Consider the following 16,378-nt stretch of genomic DNA (forward strand, 5'->3'; position numbering starts at 1 on the left):
TCGAGCAGTCACCGCAGCCTGATAAGAAACCCAGAAGCCAGAGCACATGACGTCCCCGGAGCAATTGATGAATAACGACACTCTCCATCTGCCCATCTACATGGACTACAGCGCGACGACGCCGATCGATCCGCGCGTGGTGGACAAGATGATTCCGTATCTGCGCGAGCAGTTCGGCAATCCCGCATCGCGCAGCCACTCGTATGGCTGGGCGGCGGAGCGCGCAGTCGAAGAAGCGCGTGAGAATGTCGCCGCGCTGGTGAACGCCGATCCGCGCGAAATCATCTGGACCTCGGGTGCCACGGAGTCGGACAACCTGGCCATCAAGGGCGCCGCGCACTTCTACAAGAGCAAGGGCAAGCACATCATCACGGTGAAGACCGAGCACAAGGCCGTGCTGGACACCTGCCGCGAACTCGAGCGCGAAGGCTTCGAAGTCACGTATCTGGACGTCAAGGACGACGGCTTGATCGACCTTGAAAAATTCAAGGCGGCATTGCGCCCGGACACGATTCTGGTGTCGGTCATGTCGGTGAACAACGAAATCGGCGTGATCCAGGACATCGAGGCGATCGGCGAGATCACTCGTGAAAAGGGCATCATTTTCCACGTCGACGCGGCGCAAGCCACCGGCAAGATCGAAATCGACCTGCAAAAGCTGAAGGTCGACCTGATGTCGTTCTCGGCGCACAAGACCTACGGTCCGAAGGGCATCGGCGCGCTGTACGTGCGTCGCAAGCCGCGTATCCGCATCGAAGCGCAGATGCACGGCGGCGGTCACGAGCGCGGCATGCGTTCGGGGACACTGGCCACGCATCAGATCGTCGGCATGGGCGAAGCGTTCCGTCTCGCGCGCGAAGAAATGGCGACGGAAAACGAACGCATCCGCATGCTGCGCGATCGTCTGCTGCGCGGCCTGTCGCAAATGGAAGAAGTGTATGTGAACGGCGACATGGAAAAGCGTGTGCCGCACAACCTGAATATCAGCTTCAATTTCGTCGAAGGCGAATCGCTGATCATGGCGGTCAAGGATGTAGCGGTGTCGTCGGGCTCGGCCTGTACGTCGGCTTCGCTGGAACCGTCGTATGTGTTGCGCGCGCTCGGCCGTAACGACGAGCTGGCGCATAGCTCGATCCGCTTCACGGTGGGCCGCTTCACGACCGAACAGGACGTCGACTACGTGATCAACCTGCTGAAGACCAAGATTTCGAAGCTGCGCGATTTGTCGCCGCTGTGGGAAATGCATAAGGACGGGATCGATATTTCGACTATCCAGTGGGCAGCGCACTGACGCGCCGTTTGGACAACGTCGAATTTATCGAATTGCTAACTGCACGAATTGCAGGTTGAAACGAATCAAGGAGTGTCATCATGGCTTATAGCGACAAGGTTCTGGACCACTACGAAAACCCGCGCAACGTCGGTTCCTTCGCGAAAGACGACGATGCAGTCGGCACCGGCATGGTCGGCGCGCCGGCGTGCGGCGACGTGATGAAGCTGCAGATCCGCGTGGGCGCGGACGGCATCATCGAAGACGCGAAGTTCAAGACGTATGGCTGCGGTTCGGCAATTGCATCGAGCTCGCTCGTCACCGAATGGGTGAAGGGCAAGACACTCGATCAAGCCATGTCGATCAAGAACACGCAGATCGCCGAAGAACTGGCGCTTCCGCCGGTGAAGATCCACTGCTCGATCCTCGCGGAAGACGCGATCAAGGCAGCGGTCGCCGACTACAAGCAACGCCACGGTGAAGCGGTCGTCGCGGACGAAAAGCAGCACGCTTGATCAAGCGGCGGTTGCGGCGCGGTTTCAGGTAAATCGAAACGGACGACGGCGCGAATTAACGCCGGTCGTCCGGCACGAACGATATTTGACGCAGGCAGGGTAGCAGCGCGTGAGCAGGTAGAGGTATGACCGGCACGCACTGCGCAATGAGAAACGCTATGGCAATTACGTTGACCGAAAAGGCAGCACAGCACGTCCAGAAGTATCTGACCCGGCGCGGTAAAGGCGTCGGCTTGCGCGTCGGCGTGCGTACAACAGGTTGCTCCGGCTTGGCTTACAAGCTCGAGTACGTGGATGAACTCGCGCCCGAAGACGAAGTGTTCGATTGCAACGGCGTGAAGATCATTGTCGACCCGAAGAGCCTCGCTTATATCGACGGCACCGAACTCGACTTCGCACGTGAAGGGCTGAACGAAGGCTTCAAGTTCAACAACCCGAACGTGAAGGACGAATGCGGTTGCGGCGAATCGTTCCGCGTGTAAATCGGGACATTCCGCGTGCAGCGGATCAAAGGCGGCGCGGGCCGCCTTTTTAATTTGATGCGCGAATTCGCCTGTGCCGGTGCTGCATGTACCGCCGCTCATTCGTCGCAAGACCGCGCTTTTAGACTGCACTCCGGTGCGCTTTCCTGAACGGACTTCTTTTATCCGATGGCCTCGCTGAACGACAGCCACTTCGACCTGTTCGATCTGCCGGCGCAATTCGCGCTCGACGCATCCGCGCTCGATCACGCCTACCGCACGGTCCAGGCGCAAGTGCATCCGGACCGCTTCGCGGCGGCCGGCGACGCGCAAAAGCGCATTGCAATGCAATGGGCGACGCGGACCAACGAGGCGTACCAGACGCTGCGCGATCCGCTGAAGCGCGCCACGTATCTGTTGCATCTGCGTGGCCTCGACGTGGGGGCGGAGAATAATACGGCGATGGAGCCGGCGTTTCTCATGCAGCAGATGGAATGGCGCGAAGGCATCGAAGACGCGGCCGCGGCGAAGAACGTCGACGCGCTCGACGCCTTGCTCACCGAACTGCGCGACGAAGAACGCATGCGTTTCGACAAGCTCGGCGCGTTGCTCGATAGCGGCGCGAATCAGGCGGCCGGCGAGGCAGTGCGGCAGTTGATGTTCATCGAACGGGTGGCGTCGGAAATCGGCACGCAGATCGAGCGGCTCGAGAACTAGCGGGCGCGCCACGAATGCGGCGATGCCCGCCAGAAGAGCCGTAGCATTTCATCCAGCAACGCGAAAATTCAGGACGGGGCCGAGCGGCCCCGAGAAGATCCAGATGGCCCTACTGCAAATCTCCGAACCCGGCATGGCGCCGGCGCCCCACCAGCGGCGTCTGGCGGTCGGTATCGATCTCGGCACCACCAATTCTCTCGTCGCCGCCGTGCGCAGCGGCGTGCCCGACGTGCTGCCCGACGCAGACGGCCATGCGCTGCTGCCCTCGGTGGTGCGCTACCTCGAAAAAGGCGGCCGACGTATCGGCCGCACGGCCAAGGCTGAGGCGGCGAGCGATCCGCGCAACACGATCGTCTCGGTCAAGCGCTTCATGGGGCGCGGCAAGGCGGAAGTGGAGGGCGCCGAAAACGCGCCGTACGATTTCATCGACGCGCCCGGCATGGTGCAGATTCGCACCGTCGACGGCGTGAAGAGCCCGGTCGAAGTGTCGGCCGAAATTCTCGCGACGCTGCGCCAGCGCGCCGAAGACACGCTCGGCGACGAACTGGTCGGCGCGGTGATCACGGTGCCGGCTTACTTCGACGAAGCCCAGCGGCAGGCGACGAAAGACGCAGCGCGTCTGGCCGGCCTGAATGTGCTGCGTCTCCTGAACGAACCGACCGCGGCCGCGATTGCCTACGGCCTCGACAACGGTTCCGAGGGGCTGTATGCCGTGTACGACCTCGGCGGCGGCACCTTCGACCTGTCGATTCTGAAGCTCACCAAGGGCGTATTCGAAGTGCTCGCGGCCGGCGGCGATTCCGCGCTCGGCGGCGACGATTTCGATCACGCGCTGTATCGCCATGTGCTGGAGCAGGCGGGCATCGCGCCGCAAACGCTCGCGCCGGAAGATGTACGCCTGCTGTTGGACAGCGTCCGCGAGGCCAAGGAGGCCTTGTCCGACGCGCCGAGTGCGAAGCTACAGACTACGCTTTCGAACGGCGCTCAGCTCGATCTGACGATCGACGAAGCCACTTTCGAAGCCCTCACGCAGGAACTCGTGCAGCGCACGCTCGGCCCGACGAAAAAAGCGCTGCGCGACGCCAAAGTCACGACCAGGGAAATCAAGGGCGTGGTGCTGGTCGGCGGCGCGACGCGCATGCCCGTGATTCGCCGCGCGGTCGAGGCGTTTTTCGGCCAGCCGCCGCTGATCAATCTCGACCCCGATCAAGTGGTCGCGCTGGGCGCCGCGATCCAGGCCGATCTGCTCGCGGGCAACCGCGGTGCGGACGGCGACGAGTGGCTGCTGCTCGACGTGATTCCGCTTTCGCTCGGCGTCGAGACGATGGGCGGTTTGACCGAAAAGATCATCCCGCGCAATTCGACGATTCCGGTCGCGCGAGCGCAGGATTTCACGACCTTCAAGGACGGCCAGACGGCCATGGCGATCCACGTCGTGCAAGGCGAGCGCGAGCTCGTCAGCGACTGCCGCTCGCTCGCGCGCTTCGAGCTGCGCGGCATTCCGCCGATGGCCGCCGGCGCGGCACGCATTCGCGTGACCTATCAGGTGGACGCGGACGGCCTGCTGTCCGTGTTCGCACGCGAGCAGGGCTCGGGCGTGGAAGCGTCGGTGGTGGTCAAGCCGTCCTACGGTCTTGCCGATGACGACATCGCCCGCATGCTCGAAGACAGTTTCTCGACCGCTGAAGTCGACATGCGCGCGCGTGCGCTGCGCGAAGCGCAAGTCGAAGCGCGCCGTCTCCTGGAAGCCACCGACGCCGCCCTGGCCGCCGACGCCGAACTGCTCGACGACAGCGAGCGCGCCGAACTCGACAAGCTCCTCGATGCATTGCGCAACGTCGCGCAAAGCGACGACGTCGACACGATCGAAGCCGCCACCAAAACGCTCGCCGAAGGCACCGACGAATTCGCCGCCCGCCGGATGAACAAAGGCATTCGCCGCGCGCTCGCCGGTCGCAAGCTCGACGAGATCTGAGCCTGCGCTAGCGGCAGGCGGCCTTGACTTGCAGGAGGCCGCCGCAAAAAACCGAATCGCGCCGCGCGGACTTAAAAAGTCCGCGCGGCGCCAGTAAAATGGTACGGAGCCTGTTTGCGGCCGCCGTGCCGCAGACCCAAACGGAAAATGTATGCCTCAAATCGTTGTGCTGCCTCACGTCGAACTGTGCCCGGAAGGCGCGGTGATCGATGCCGTGCCCGGCAAGAGCATCTGCGACAGCCTGCTCGAACACGGCATTGAAATCGAGCACGCGTGCGAGAAGTCGTGCGCCTGCACGACCTGTCACGTGATCGTGCGTGAGGGTTTCGCCGCCTTGACGCCATCGGAGGAAGACGAGGACGATCTGTTGGACAAGGCGTGGGGGCTCGAACCGGCCTCGCGCCTGTCGTGCCAGGCCTTGGTGCCGGCTGAGCAGGATCTGGTTGTCGAAATCCCTCGCTACTCGATCAATCACGCGAAGGAAAATCACTAACAGGAGGATGCAGCCATGAAGTGGACCGATACGCAAGACATCGCGATGGCCCTGACTGACAAGCACCAGGACATCGATCCGCAACAGGTGCGCTTCACCGACTTGCACCGTTGGGTCACCGAGCTGGAAGGATTCGACGACGATCCTAACCGGTCGAACGAAAAGATCCTCGAGGCGATTCAGGCTGCATGGATTGAAGACGCGGATTACTGAGCGTCACTGAATTTTCCGGCACCGGTCAGCCATCTGGTCGCGCTTCCCGGTTGCGGCAAAAGAAAAAAGGCGATTCCAGATGGAATCGCCTTTTTTGCGTCTGGCGCAAACTCAACCTGTGCGCGGTTAGCTCGCCACGAGCGTGCCATTCTGAACCCGGACCCGCTGACCTTGCTGGAACGGCGGCGCTTCATGGTAAGTGAAGTAACGCGTTTTGCCGCTTTCCATGCGCACCCGCACCGAATACGACGTGGTGCTGCGGATATGTTTTTCGACTGAGTTCCCGGCAAGGCCGCCGCCGAGCGCACCGAGAACGGTCATCGCGGTGCGGCCATTGCCGCTGCCGAACTGATTGCCGACCACGCCGCCGGCCACTGCGCCGCCGACCGCGCCGATGCCTGTGCCATGACCTTCCTGACGTACCGCCGAGATGGCCTCGACCGTGCCGCAAGTCGAGCAGTATGCGGGTTGCGGCGGCGGTTGCTGCGCATAGTTAGGTGCCGCCTGCGCCTGTTGCTGCTGCGCGTATTGCGGCTGCTGTGCGGGGGCTTGCGCCCGGGCGGCTGCGGGTTGCGGCTGTTGCGCAGCCTGCTGCTGGGCAGCTTGTTGCTGCGCCGCCGGATTCGCGGGCGCCGCCGAATCGACTACGCCCGGTGGCGTGGTCTGGGTGGCGACCTGCGCCGTTTGCGTCTGATCGTTTTGCGCGCCGGTGCCCGACGCCTTCGAAAACAAGCCAGTGACGGCCGCCGTGGCGGCGAGGCTGGCGATGATCACCGCGCCGGCAGCGGTGGCGACGAGCGGGTGAATCCGGCGTTGTGGCGCGGGTTGCGCGGATTGCGTGGTCGGTTGCGTGTTGGGATTGTCCATTTTTGGCCTCCGTCTTCAACAGAGTCGACTTTTAGTAAGACAAAGTGTCGGATAAATCGATTCCGCGAGGGTTTCAATTTGTAACGATTTCCAGGCAATCATCGCGCCGGTGCCGCATCAAAGCCGCGTGACGCGGCGAGGCGCCGCTTCCGGCCAGCGCGAGCGCGATGAACGTCGGCAGTCGTATCATCGCACGGCCTGCAGTTTTTACCGCTGGTTACAAACCGTCGGGCGGCCGCGGGACACAGCAGGCAGCAAGAAAAACGCCCGGCATGGAGCCGGGCGTTTGCACATGCCTTGAACAACGCAAGTCTCAGTCTTCGCGGCGCAGATGCGGAAACAGAATGACGTCGCGGATGCTCGGGCTGTCCGTCAGCATCATGACCAGACGGTCGATGCCGATCCCGCAACCGCCGGCCGGCGGCATGCCGTATTCCAGCGCGCGAATGTAATCCGCGTCGTAGAACATGGCTTCTTCGTCGCCGGCCTCTTTCTGGTCGACCTGCTTCTTGAAGCGCGCGGCCTGGTCTTCCGGATCGTTCAGCTCCGAGAAGCCGTTGGCGATCTCGCGGCCCGTGATGAACAGCTCGAAACGCTCGGTGATGCCCGGCTGCGCGTCCGACGCGCGCGCGAGCGGCGACACTTCGACCGGGTAGTCGATGATGTATGTCGGCTCCCACAATTGCGACTCGGCGGTTTCCTCGAACAGCGCGAGTTGCAGCGAACCGACGCCCGCGTTCAGGAACTGCGGCTGCGATGCATCCACGCCGAACTTCTTCAGCTCGGTGCGCAGGAAGGCGCTGTCCGCCAGTTGCTCGTTCGTGTATTGCGGCGCGTACTTCTGGATCGCCTGCGTGATCGTGAGTCGATGGAACGGCTTGGCCAGATCGAGCTCGCGGCCCTGATACGTGATCGTGGCGGTGCCGAGCGAGTCGATGGCCGCCTGACGGATCAACTGCTCGACGAAATCCATCAACCACTTGTAATCCGTGTACGCCGCGTAGAACTCGATCATCGTGAATTCCGGATTGTGGCGCACGGACACGCCCTCATTGCGGAAGTTACGGTTGATCTCGAACACGCGCTCGAAGCCGCCGACCACCAGACGCTTCAGATACAGCTCCGGCGCGATACGCAGGAACATCTGCATGTCGAGCGCGTTGTGGTGCGTGGTGAACGGCTTGGCCGCCGCGCCGCCCGGAATCGGGTGCAGCATCGGCGTTTCGACTTCCATGAAATCGGCCTTCGCCATGAAGTTGCGGATCGATGAAATCGCCTTGGTGCGCGCGACGAAAGTCTTGCGCGTTTCCGGCGTGACGATCAGATCGACATAGCGCTGCCGATACTTCATTTCCTGGTCGGCGAGACCGTGGAACTTGTCCGGCAGCGGACGCAGCGACTTCGACAGCAGACGCAGTTCCGTGCAGCGCACCGAGAGTTCGCCCTTGTTGGTGCGGAACAGCACGCCGCGCGCCGCCACGATATCGCCCATGTCCCACTTCTTGAAGGCGTCGTACGTTTCCTGGCCGACGTCGGCGGGCGTGATGAAGAACTGGATCTGACCCGAACCGTCGCGCACGGTCGCAAAGCTTGCCTTGCCCATCACGCGCTTGAGCATCATGCGGCCGGCGATCGCGACTTCGAGCGGATTCGCTTCGAGCGCTTCCTTGTCGGAGTGTTCGAACTGCGATTGCAGATCTTCGGCGTGATGCGAGGGACGGAAATCGTTCGGATAGGCGACGCCTTGCTCACGCAGTTCGCGCAGCTTTTCGCGGCGCTCGGTCATGATCTTGTTGTCGTCCACCTCGGGCACGACGTTAGGCTGGGCCGCATTGGGCTGGGTCGGTTCGGTCATGGTGATCTGATATTCGGTGGCCCGCAGGGGCGTGGCGCGCATGCGGGTGGCCAGTCAGTAAAAAACCTCAGGCGGTGTAAGGAAACAGCGAGGAACAGCGAAGCAGCGATGAACCAGAGGCGAAGCCGCGGCGCGGCCTTGCACGCCGCGCCGGTTGCGCTCAGACGCCCTGTTTCAGGCTGGCGCTGATGAACGGATCGAGGTCGCCGTCGAGCACGCTCTTGGTATTGCTGATTTCGACGTTGGTGCGCAAATCCTTGATACGGCTGTTGTCCAGCACGTACGAGCGGATCTGATGACCCCAGCCCACATCGGTCTTGCCGGCTTCGAGCTTGTCCTGCTCTTCCTGACGCTTGCGGATTTCCGCTTCGTACAGGCGCGATTTCAGCATGGCCATGGCTTCGGCGCGGTTGCGGTGCTGCGAACGGTCGTTCTGGCACTGCACGACGATGCCCGACGGTATGTGCGTGATACGCACTGCGGAGTCGGTCTTGTTGATGTGCTGACCGCCCGCGCCGGACGCGCGGTACGTGTCGATACGCAGATCGGCCGGGTTGATGTCGACTTCGATCGAGTCGTCGATTTCCGGGTACACGAACACCGACGAGAACGACGTATGACGGCCGCCCGACGAATCGAACGGCGACTTGCGCACGAGGCGGTGCACGCCGGTTTCGGTGCGCAGGAAGCCGTACGCGTATTCGCCTTCGATCTTGATGGTGGCGTTCTTGATGCCGGCAACGTCGCCGTCGGTCTGTTCCAGCACTTCGGTCTTGAAGCCCTTGCGCTCGCAGTAGCGCAGATACTGGCGCAGCAGCATGGACGCCCAGTCGCACGCCTCGGTGCCGCCGGCGCCGGCCTGGATGTCCAGGAAGGCATTGTTCGGATCCGCCGGGTTTGCGAACATGCGGCGGAATTCCATGTCGGCGACCCGCTGTTCGATGCCTTGCGCGTCGGCTTCGCAGGCGAGGAGGGTTTCCTCGTCGTCTTCCTCGCGGGCCATGTCGAACAGGTCCTGCGCGTCGCGCAGGTCGTTATCGAGCGACGTGAGTTTGCCGACGGTGTCGTCGAGCAGCTTCTTTTCCCGGCCGAGAGCCTGGGCGTGCTTCGAGTCGTTCCAGACGTCCGGGTCTTCGAGTTCCCGGTTCACTTCGATTAGACGCAGTGCTTTGTCGTCGTAGTCAAAGATACCCCCGTAGCGAGTCCGCGCGATTGCGCAGGTCCGCCAGTGAGGCTTCGATCGCGTTGAGACGTTCCGCTTCCATGTCGATCTTTTATAGCTTCGTAAAAAGGGGAAATTATAGCCGATCGGCACGCCGCGCCGGAGGCTGTTGAGCGATCCGGCGCGTGTTGGCGGTTGATTTTGCGGAGATTTTCGAGGTTTTCGGTGCGGCGACGCCGGCGCGGTCCGCAGGTCGCCTGACGCGCCGGCGTCGACTCATCGGCTGCATTCGTCGCGTGAAGTCTGCGCTCCAGTTCGCGATTGCAACGCGCCCGGTTCAACCGGGCTTTTCAGTTGACCACCTTAGCTCGCCGCGTGCTCGACGATCAGTTGCACGCGCGAGACGCCGTTCCACGTGTCGCTTGCGAGGCGATAGGCGACCGTGGTGCGCGCGGGCAGGGTGTCGGTGTGATTGAACCAGATCGCGTTGAAACGCTGGCGTCCGCGCACCAGTTGCAGTTTCAGATGCTTGTCCTTCACGAGCGCCTGCGAAGCGATGTCGAACTCGCCCGAAAACACCGGCGCCGGAAAGCCCTGGCCCCACACGGCGGCGTCGAGCATTTCGACGAATTGCGGCGTGAAGTACGCGTCTTCCAGTTCGCCATCGGTTTCGACGGTGCGCGAGAGCGCGTCTTCGGAGAGCCATTCCTGGCCGACCGCTTCGAACGCCGCGGTGAAGCGCGGCACGTCGGCGGCGGCGAGCGTGAGGCCCGCAGCCATCGCGTGACCGCCGAATTTGACGATCAGGCCCGGTTCGCGCTTCGAAATCAGGTCGAGCGCGTCGCGCAGATGGAAGCCCGAGATGGAGCGGCCCGAACCTTTGACGGTCTGGCCGCTGTCGTCGGCGAGCGCAAAGGTGAATGAGGGCCGGTGGAATTTTTCCTTCAATCGCCCGGCGACGATGCCGATCACGCCCTGATGCCAGCTCGGATTGAACAGCGTGATGGTGGTCGCGCCATCGGGATTGATCGCCGAGAGATCTTCGAGCGCCTGCTGCTGCATGCCGGCTTCGATCTCGCGGCGTTCGCGGTTCATCGTGTCCAGTTGTTGCGCCAGATCCCATGCGCGGCCGATGTCGTCGGTAGTCAGGCATTCGATTCCGAGCGACATGTCCGACAGCCGTCCCGCCGCGTTCAGGCGCGGCCCGAGCGCGAAGCCGAGGTCGAAGCCCGATGCATTGCGGGCGTCGCGCGCGGCGGCGCGAAACAATGCCGCGATGCCCGGCTGCATCTTGCCTTTGCGGATGCGCTGCAAACCTTGCGCGACCAGCACGCGATTATTGCCGTCGAGCTTGACCACGTCCGCGACCGTGCCGAGCGCGACCAGATCGAGCAGGCCGTCGAGGCGCGGTTCGGGCAACGCGTCGTTGAAGGCGCCACGGCGGCGCAATTCCGCGCGCAATGCCAGCAGCACGTAAAACATCACGCCGACGCCGGCGATGCACTTGCTCGGGAACGTACAGCCCGGCTGATTCGGATTGACGATCGCGCGCGCGGCCGGCAGTTCGTCGCCGGGCAGATGGTGATCGGTAACCAGCACGTCGATGCCGAGCGCGTTGGCCGCCTCCACCCCGTCGACGCTGGCGATGCCGTTGTCCACCGTGATCAGCAGATCCGGTTTGCCCGACGTATTGCGGGCCGCCAGCGCGACGATCTCCGGCGTCAGGCCGTAGCCGTACTCGAAACGGTTCGGCACCAGATACTCGATCCGGCCGCCGAACATGCGCAGGCCCCGCACGGCGACCGCGCAGGCGGTGGCGCCGTCGCAGTCGTAGTCGGCGACCACCAGCATGCGGCGGTTCTGCTGGATCGCGTCGGCGAGCAAGGCGGCGGCGTCTTCGCAACCCTTGAGCGCGACCGGCGGCACGAGCCGCGCGAGGCCGGTTTCGATTTCGTCAGGCATGCACACGCCGCGCGATGCGTACAGGCGCGCGAGCACCGGATGCAGGCCGTGGCGCGTGAGGATTTCGGCGTCGACGGGAGAACAGGCGCGCGTAACGATTCGAGTCATTCGGAGAGGCCGTGGGTCATTCGTTGAATTATTCGTTGAGTCATTCAATCAATTATTCGATGAAGAGCGAGGCGAGCACACGCCGCCGCCAGAATTTACGCAGGTCGCCGCGCGTGACCGAGAGCGTGACCGAGCCGGTGTCGCCGCACAAGGTCAGGCCGAGTTCGGCGAGATCGCCGGATTGCAGCGCGGCGAGCGCCGGTTCGAACCAGTCGGTCTGCATGGCGGCGAACGCGTCGTTCCAGCGCGCCCAGTCCTGCTCGATGTAGGGCGCGGAGAATGGATCGAGTTCGACCAGCGTGATGCTCGCGCCCGCGTGCGTGACCCCGTTCGCACTGCCCGCGAGCGACGCCAGTGCGCCGACCGAGGCCGGCGGCGTGCCGGCCGCGACTCCGGCGGTCAGCGCAAGACCGCGCGTAGCGGCTGCATCGGAGAACACGCGTGCGAACGGACTGCGTATCGGCTGGACCGCGCCCTGCGCGTGAAACCAGATCGAGTTGACGGCCGGCAGGCCGCGCGCCTCGCGCGCTTCGTTGACCGGATGCTCGAACCACGCCATCTGCACTTCGTTCTGCAGCTTCATCCACGCGCGCGAACGTTCGCCGGAATGCGCCTCGTGTGGCAGCCAGATTTCGATGTTGCGCCCGCTCGCGCGCAACGGCGACGCGCCGGCGAGCGTGCCGAAGCCGTCGCCCGACAGATACCAGCGCGCCGGCCGCGGCGCTTCGATACGCACGCCGAGTTCCTCGATCAACGGCCGCGCGACGGCGAGCAGCGCGCCGGCTTCTTCGTCGGACAGGTCGAGCGAGGCCGGGTCGATCAGCACCAGATGATCGTGCGCGATGCGCACGTGTACCGGCTGCACGCAGGCCCATGTCGCGGTGCCGGGTTCGCCGCCGTCGGCGCGCAGCATGTAGGGCGCGAGCGGCGCTTCGTCGGCGGCTGCCGCGCCGCTGGGCAGCGCGCCGAACTGGCGCGCCACCCAGCGCTCGTGCGGCAGCGTGCGCTGAAAGTCTTCACCGACCACGCGCTCCACCAGCGTCGCGCGCGCGATCAGCCGGTCGAGGGCCGGACTGCGGATGTCGTGAAGGGCGGTGGAGGCGTCCGCTGCGGCGGGCAGCGCGAAGGGCAGGAGAAGATGGAGACGGTTGGCGAGCATGATGCTGCGCATTGTAGGGCAAAGAGTGCGAGTATTCCGACCATCAGCATCCGCTCGACGAAGCTTGGCGGCAGCGGACCTCCGGGTTCGCCGCCGGAGCAGCAGCCGCGCGCGGCGGCACCGCGCACATGACGAGGAGACCGGCATGTCGCGTGAACTCAAAACCGAGCAGGAATTGCTAGCACTGGTCGTCAAGGCGCTCGACGCAAACCCGGCCACCGCCGGCTGGATCCCGACCGGCTTTCACGAAACGGTGGACGACGAGACAGGCTGCAACTGGGACATCAGTCATCTGCACCGCGACCGCAAGGACGCCGACGTGCGTGACGCCGCCAACAGTGCCGCCGCGGGCATCATCAACGAGCTGCGCGGGCGTTACAACCTGCGCTAGATGCAAGCGCCGTCGCGCCTCGGGCCCGGCACGGCAAAGCCGGTCCGTTTCACGACGGCAGCCGCCGGGTCTGCGTGAGCGCCCGCGCGGCGGCGTTTCTGTCCAGAGCCCGGTCCACACTGCCATTGCGCGAGCGGGCCGCATTGTATGGCAAACTTCGCGCGTGATTAGTGGTGGCAGCGATGTCGGCAACGGCAGAACCATGCCTCCCAGGCGCCGCGCACCGCGGTGGCGCGCGCATTGCTACGCAACGGCGCGCCGTCCCGGAACCATCCGCGTCGCAACGACACCAATGATCACGACGCTCGGGCCGCACGAGAGGCGCATCACGCCTTCGTGCGCGGCACAAAGCCGAAAAACGCAGAAAAGGATTCGCTTGAAATTTCCCTACGAATGGCAGATTGGCTGGCGCTACACCCGCGCCGGCAAACGCACGACCGGTAACGGCTTCATCTCCTTCATCGCGCTCGTGTCGATGTCGGGCATCGCGCTCGGCGTCGCGGCGCTGATCGTCGTGTTATCCGTGATGAACGGTTTTCAGAAAGAAGTGCGCGACCGCATGCTGTCGGTGCTCGCGCACGTCGAAATCTTTTCGCCGACCGGCTCGATGCCCAACTGGGAGCTGACCGCGAAGGAAGCCCGCCAGAACAAGGAAGTGATCGGCGCGGCGCCATATGTCGAAGCGCAGGCCTTACTCACGCGCCAGGACGTGGTGAGCGGGGTGGCGCTGCGCGGCGTGGAGCCGTCGCTGGAGCCGCAGGTATCCGACATTGGTAAGGAGATGAAAGGCGGCAGTCTGAACGCGCTGGTGCCGGGAGATTTCGGCATCGTGCTGGGCGCCGACCTCGCCACCAATCTCGGTGTGACGGTCAACGACAAGATCACGCTGGTCGCGCCCGAAGGCACCATCACACCCGCCGGCATGCTGCCCCGGCTGAAACAGTTCACGGTGGTGGGCATCTTCGAGTCGGGGCACTACGAATACGACAGCACGCTCGCCCTGATCAACATCAAGGACGCGCAGGCGCTGTTCCGGCTGCCCGCGCCGACCGGCGTGCGGCTGCGCCTGACCGACATGCAGCGCGCGCCGGAAGTCGCGCATCAGCTTGCGCGCACGCTGTCCGGCGATTTATACATTCGCGACTGGACGCAGCAGAACAAGACGTGGTTCTCCGCGGTGCAGATCGAAAAACGCATGATGTTCATCATCCTCACGCTGATCATCGCGGTGGCGGCGTTCAATCTGGTCTCGTCGCTGGTGATGACCGTGACCAACAAGCAGGCCGACATCGCGATTCTGCGCACGCTCGGCGCGCAGCCCGGCTCGATCATGAAGATTTTCGTGGTGCAGGGCGTGACGATCGGCTTTATCGGCACGGCGACCGGCGTCGCGCTCGGCTGCCTGATCGCGTGGAGCATTCCGTGGCTCGTGCCCATGATCGAGCATCTGCTCGGCGTGCAGTTTCTGCCGCCGTCGGTGTATTTCATCAGCGAACTGCCGTCCGAACTGGTTCCGGCCGACGTCGCGCGAATCGGCGTGATCGCCTTCGTGATGTCCGCACTGGCCACGTTGTACCCGAGCTGGCGTGGTGCCAAAGTCCGTCCCGCGGAGGCACTGCGCTATGAATGACCGTTCCGCTAACCTATCCATGGCTTCTTCCGACACCGTACCGCATCCCTACGTGCTGGAAGCAACCGGCATTTCCAAGTCGTTCGTGCAGGGCGGTCTGAACGTGACGGTGCTCAACAACACCGAGCTGAGCGTGCGGCGCGGCGAGAAGCTGGCGATCGTCGGCGCGTCGGGGTCGGGCAAGAGCACGCTGCTGCACGTGCTCGGCGGCCTCGACGATCCGAGCGCCGGCCATGTCTCGGTGATGGGCAAGCCGTTCACCAAACTCTCCGAGCGCGAACGCAACGACTTGCGCAATCGCGCGCTGGGTTTCGTGTATCAGTTCCACCATCTGCTGCCGGAATTCACCGCGCTCGATAACGTCGCGATGCCGCTGCGGATTCGCCGCATGACGACCGAAGCGTCGCGCCGCGAGGCGCTCGCGGTACTGGAGCGCGTCGGCATGGGACATCGCGCGAAGCATCGGCCGGGCGAGCTGTCGGGCGGCGAACGCCAGCGCGTTGCGATTGCGCGCGCTCTGGTGACGAAACCCGCCTGCGTGCTGGCCGATGAACCGACTGGCAATCTCGACGGCGGCACCGCCGACACCGTCTTCAACCTGATGCTCGAACTGTCGCAAACGCTCGACACAAGCTTCGTGATCGTCACGCATGATCCCGAACTCGCGGGACGTTGCGACCGCATCATGCGGCTGCGCGACGGTGTGCTGCACGAAGAGCCGCCGGTGCCGGTTTAAATGGCCGGCCTTCGTTTGCCGATGTTGCGCCGTTAGCGAGGCATGTCATGTGGATCGATACGCACTGTCATCTCGACGCATCGGAATTCGACGCCGACCGCGCGGAAGTTGCGGCGGCGGCGCACCGCGCGGGTGTCGCGCGCATCGTGATTCCGGCGATCGGCCGGCAGAACTTCGCGGCGGTGCGAGAACTGGCACAGCGGGTCGACGGCGGCGCGTATGCGCTCGGTATCCATCCGTTGTTCACGCCGGGCGCGCAAGACAGCGATCTCGATCTGCTGCGCATGGAAATCGAGGCGAGTCTCGATGATCCGCGGTTTGTCGGCATCGGCGAGATCGGACTCGATTATTTTGTCGACGGTCTCGACGACGCGCGCCAGCAATTCTTCTACAACGGCCAACTGCAGCTCGCCCGTGAATTCGATCTGCCGGTGATTTGCCATGTGCGCAAATCGCAGGATCAGGTGATCAAGGGTCTGCGGCGGCATCAGATTCATCGCGGCATCGCGCATGCGTTCAACGGCAGTTTTCAGCAGGCTCAGGCGTATATCGATCAGGGCATGCATCTCGGCTTCGGCGGCAATCTGACTTTCGAACGCGCTCGGCAAATCCGCCGTCTCGCCGAACAGTTGCCGTTCGACGCGCTGGTCGTCGAAACCGATGCGCCGGACATCGCGCCGTCGTGGATCTACAAGCAGCGCAACACGCCGGAGCAGATTCCCGCAATCGGCGCGGGCCTCGCACAGCTACGCGGCATGGCCGCCGACGAAGCCGCCCTAGGCACAACGGCTAACGCGCTCGCCGCGCTGCCTCGGCTGGCACTTTCCTCTGCATAATTAAGCCCGATGGTCTGAGTGGTTCGCG

Annotated in this window: 16 protein-coding genes; 11 read left to right on the forward strand and 5 right to left on the reverse strand. The window is 63.8% G+C overall.

Annotation, left to right across the window (positions count from 1 at the left end):
- Positions 1–67: 67 nt before the first annotated feature.
- The 7 genes from B0G82_RS12930 (at position 68) to iscX (ending at position 5,644) form a co-directional block, all read left to right on the forward strand.
- Positions 68–1,291 (forward strand): IscS subfamily cysteine desulfurase, encoded by a 1,224-nt coding sequence (locus B0G82_RS12930; RefSeq protein WP_121307583.1) that lies wholly within the window; start codon positions 68–70, stop codon positions 1,289–1,291.
- A gap of 80 nt (positions 1,292–1,371) precedes the next feature.
- A complete protein-coding gene (gene iscU / locus B0G82_RS12935; protein WP_007181285.1) occupies positions 1,372–1,785 on the forward strand; it encodes a Fe-S cluster assembly scaffold IscU in 414 nt (137 codons plus the stop codon).
- A gap of 158 nt (positions 1,786–1,943) precedes the next feature.
- Positions 1,944–2,267 (forward strand): iron-sulfur cluster assembly protein IscA, encoded by a 324-nt coding sequence (gene iscA, locus B0G82_RS12940; RefSeq protein WP_028199494.1) that lies wholly within the window; start codon positions 1,944–1,946, stop codon positions 2,265–2,267.
- A 168-nt stretch (positions 2,268–2,435) separates the two neighbouring features.
- Entirely contained in the window at positions 2,436–2,963 is a 528-nt protein-coding gene (hscB, locus tag B0G82_RS12945) for a Fe-S protein assembly co-chaperone HscB (RefSeq protein ID WP_121307584.1), read from the forward strand.
- A gap of 103 nt (positions 2,964–3,066) precedes the next feature.
- Entirely contained in the window at positions 3,067–4,938 is a 1,872-nt protein-coding gene (hscA, locus tag B0G82_RS12950) for a Fe-S protein assembly chaperone HscA (protein WP_121307585.1), read from the forward strand.
- Positions 4,939–5,089: 151 nt separating this feature from the next.
- Positions 5,090–5,431: an ISC system 2Fe-2S type ferredoxin gene (gene fdx, locus B0G82_RS12955; RefSeq protein WP_116117710.1), complete on the forward strand. Its 342-nt coding sequence runs from the start codon at positions 5,090–5,092 to the stop codon at positions 5,429–5,431.
- A 15-nt stretch (positions 5,432–5,446) separates the two neighbouring features.
- Positions 5,447–5,644 carry a Fe-S cluster assembly protein IscX gene (gene iscX, locus B0G82_RS12960; RefSeq protein ID WP_007181290.1) on the forward strand — a complete coding sequence of 66 codons (198 nt, stop codon included), beginning with the start codon at positions 5,447–5,449 and terminating at the stop codon, positions 5,642–5,644.
- 126 nt (positions 5,645–5,770) lie between these two features.
- Here the strand turns inward: iscX and B0G82_RS12965 are convergent, their stop codons facing one another.
- The 5 genes from B0G82_RS12965 to B0G82_RS12985 form a co-directional block, all read right to left on the reverse strand.
- Positions 5,771–6,511, reverse strand: coding sequence for a glycine zipper 2TM domain-containing protein (locus B0G82_RS12965; RefSeq protein ID WP_121307586.1), 741 nt, complete (start codon positions 6,509–6,511; stop codon positions 5,771–5,773).
- Positions 6,512–6,824: 313 nt separating this feature from the next.
- A complete protein-coding gene (lysS, locus tag B0G82_RS12970; protein WP_121308679.1) occupies positions 6,825–8,366 on the reverse strand; it encodes a lysine--tRNA ligase in 1,542 nt (513 codons plus the stop codon).
- 160 nt (positions 8,367–8,526) lie between these two features.
- Positions 8,527–9,631, reverse strand: a protein-coding gene (gene prfB / locus B0G82_RS12975; protein WP_106279449.1) for a peptide chain release factor 2 whose coding sequence is annotated in 2 segments (ribosomal slippage) — positions 8,527–9,549 and positions 9,551–9,631 — 1,104 coding nt in all. Because the reading frame shifts where the segments join, the coding sequence is not laid out codon by codon here.
- Positions 9,632–9,891: 260 nt separating this feature from the next.
- Positions 9,892–11,598 (reverse strand): single-stranded-DNA-specific exonuclease RecJ, encoded by a 1,707-nt coding sequence (recJ, locus tag B0G82_RS12980; RefSeq protein ID WP_121307587.1) that lies wholly within the window; start codon positions 11,596–11,598, stop codon positions 9,892–9,894.
- A 52-nt stretch (positions 11,599–11,650) separates the two neighbouring features.
- Positions 11,651–12,769, reverse strand: a complete 1,119-nt coding sequence (locus tag B0G82_RS12985) for a regulator (protein WP_121307588.1) — start codon at positions 12,767–12,769, stop codon at positions 11,651–11,653.
- Between the two features lie 133 nt (positions 12,770–12,902).
- Between B0G82_RS12985 and B0G82_RS12990 the strand changes: the two genes are divergently transcribed.
- From B0G82_RS12990 to B0G82_RS13005, 4 genes are all read left to right on the forward strand, one after another.
- Positions 12,903–13,148 (forward strand): hypothetical protein, encoded by a 246-nt coding sequence (locus B0G82_RS12990; protein WP_106279454.1) that lies wholly within the window; start codon positions 12,903–12,905, stop codon positions 13,146–13,148.
- Between the two features lie 376 nt (positions 13,149–13,524).
- Positions 13,525–14,778 (forward strand): lipoprotein-releasing ABC transporter permease subunit, encoded by a 1,254-nt coding sequence (locus tag B0G82_RS12995; protein ID WP_106279456.1) that lies wholly within the window; start codon positions 13,525–13,527, stop codon positions 14,776–14,778.
- The gene (gene lolD, locus B0G82_RS13000) at positions 14,771–15,514 is read left to right on the forward strand and encodes a lipoprotein-releasing ABC transporter ATP-binding protein LolD (protein ID WP_106279458.1); all 744 of its coding nucleotides are present in this window, start codon (positions 14,771–14,773) and stop codon (positions 15,512–15,514) included. Before B0G82_RS12995 ends, lolD begins: the two co-directional genes overlap by 8 nt.
- A 47-nt stretch (positions 15,515–15,561) precedes the next feature.
- Entirely contained in the window at positions 15,562–16,350 is a 789-nt protein-coding gene (locus B0G82_RS13005; protein ID WP_121307589.1) for a TatD family hydrolase, read from the forward strand.
- Positions 16,351–16,378 lie beyond the last annotated feature (28 nt).

The organism is Paraburkholderia sp. BL17N1, from assembly GCF_003634175.1.
Lineage (GTDB): Bacteria > Pseudomonadota > Gammaproteobacteria > Burkholderiales > Burkholderiaceae > Paraburkholderia.